This window comes from Nostoc sp., from assembly GCF_041747015.1.
GTDB lineage: Bacteria > Cyanobacteriota > Cyanobacteriia > Cyanobacteriales > Nostocaceae > Nostoc.
This window is the reverse complement of sequence record NZ_JBGTFY010000289.1, coordinates 1-2,105: the sequence shown is the minus strand read 5'-3', so window position 1 is coordinate 2,105 and position 2,105 is coordinate 1. Positions and strand designations below refer to the sequence as shown.

Here is a 2,105-nt window from a genome sequence, read left to right as displayed (position 1 = left end):
GTTAGATATTTTCCCCAACTCTAACTTATTGCTTGGATTTAATTACCTAATTAGCAGAATGAATCAATTCCTTCCCTTTTATTCTTCTGGATGAAAGACTTTATTTACTATTTGTTGATTTCGGAAAATGACAAAAGAGGGATATCGAAAAATGTTGCTTCCAGATGTGCCAGCTTTTGCTCAATCAGTAGCTCTTGCACGCAATTGAATACGGATAGAGGCAATGCACCAACAGAGATTTGTCCTAGCTCAGTGAACTGGTAAGCTTTTCGCCCCGTCCCGGCATTAACATTCTGCGATTGCTCAACTAAATTTTCCCTAGTAAAAGCTGGCAATATTTTTAGACGGTCGATGCCATAATCGTGAGTCTTATGTCTGTGCCAAAGTTTCTTTAATTGCTCTAACTCCTTGCCTGACAGGAAAATATTAAAGGCATTGTATAAAGGTAAGCGCGGTATGTCGCGCGGCTCTCTTTTGATAATTAGGTTGCAGGTTTCGCCGCTATGAGCAAAGTAATGTTCTTTAACCTTGCCCTTTTTGGCGATCAATGCTCTGCCACAGTAGGGACATATTAAATTAGTTTTCCCACTGGCTACATCTTCAATTTCAATTAATTTGTTATCAGCATCAACGCCGTAGTTTAGCCAAATGCGATTATTGCCCAAGTAAACTTACGATTTCCGATTATTCAGAATTACTGCTTTAGCTTTTAACCCGACTATTCCACTTCAACAAAGCTTCATCTTCAGTTTTCGCCGCCGGACCTTGTGCGCCACAAACGCAATAAACCACAAGTTCATAACAATCACTGCTGTCCTCGAATAATGATTCAACGATTTCCATCTCTGAGTCGCCACAAAATGGACAAGGTAAAAAGTAATCTTTAGCTTCTATTTTCTTGCTAGTCACATTACAGGTAATTTAAACTGACTAAGCAAGTATACAAGGAGAAGTAGTCTTACGCTCGCAAACAATCAAGCCACTCCACTACCAAGCAAGTAAAAGACGAACACTAAAACTGTTTGAATCAGATAAGTCACGAGTAGAGACTGATATAACTTGCGATTCTGTTGCTGAAATAGCCTGTTCCACAAGTACCACTTGCTCTGAATATAGGCGGCGGTGAAGAATAAGGATAGTAGTGAAACACTCCACAACGGAAAATTAGCAAAGCCCATATAAATAGCGCTTGCCAGTAATCCGATTCCTAACAATCCTTTAATAAAATTCATGTTATTTTTGTTTGGTACTCTCGGTATTGCTTATCCTTATTCTCCCAATACTTTTCTACAGTTCTCTTGGCAATCGCTGCCTGCTCTAGATCCACCCCCTGCTCGACTAACAATCGTACTTTCACCCGCTTCCGCAAACCTGAGATAATTTTGCCGTTAGTCTTTCGAGTCTGCGCCCAGTCTAGTATTGGCTCAGGGTATGGACTCTCGTTTAGGTATGCTCCATTGAGGATTTCTGACAAATTATAGCCGCGTAGTTCTTCAACCCAGTGGTAAATAAACTTCAAATCGCCATCTTTTTCCTCTAAGTTTTTATTCGGGTTGTAGATGCGGAAGGTATCTGATAAAGGATTCGTCACTCCTGCTTGCATCTGCCATTGCCAATTGTCAATCGCTAGATCCCCGTCTACCAAATACTTCATGTAATGCTCTGCGCCGTGATGCCAAGAAATGCCGCAGTTGATACATAGGAAAGTAGCACACATCGCCCTCATCCGAAAGTTCATCCAGCCCATTGTTTTGAGTTGCCGCATTGACGCATCAACCAAGGGGAAACCTGTTTGCCCCTCCTTCCATGCCGTGAATAACTCTTGCTTTTCCTCATTTAGGTCGGCAGGTGAGTAGTATTCATCAAACTCCGGGTAGCGGTTGGTATGTACTAACTCTGGGTGGAAGTACAGCCGTTGGGTGAAACTATCATGCCAGCGCAGGCGATCGCGGAAAGCTTTGAGAGAAAACTGAGCTTTGGGATTATTGGCTAATTCGGCGGCTTTAGCTTTGGTACTTTGGTAGACTCGGCGAACAGAAATAGTGCCGAAAGTTAAGTGAGGCGATAAGTGGGACGTAGCACCTTGCTGAGTCAACCAAGGGCGC

4 protein-coding genes are annotated in these 2,105 nt (G+C 42.5%); all 4 read right to left on the bottom strand.

What is annotated here, in order from left to right:
* Positions 1 to 107 precede the first annotated feature (107 nt).
* Entirely contained in the window at positions 108 to 665 is a 558-nt protein-coding gene (locus ACEW80_RS23635; protein ID WP_373528932.1) for a hypothetical protein, read from the bottom strand.
* 37 nt (positions 666 to 702) lie between these two features.
* Positions 703 to 909: a Lar family restriction alleviation protein gene (locus tag ACEW80_RS23630; protein WP_373528931.1), complete on the bottom strand. Its 207-nt coding sequence runs from the start codon at positions 907 to 909 to the stop codon at positions 703 to 705.
* Positions 910 to 974: 65 nt separating this feature from the next.
* Positions 975 to 1,232, bottom strand: coding sequence for a hypothetical protein (locus ACEW80_RS23625; protein ID WP_373528930.1), 258 nt, complete (start codon positions 1,230 to 1,232; stop codon positions 975 to 977).
* On the bottom strand, positions 1,229 to 2,105 hold an 877-nt coding region (locus tag ACEW80_RS23620; protein WP_373528929.1), incomplete at its 5' end, for an FAD-binding domain-containing protein. The genes ACEW80_RS23625 and ACEW80_RS23620, both read right to left, overlap by 4 nt.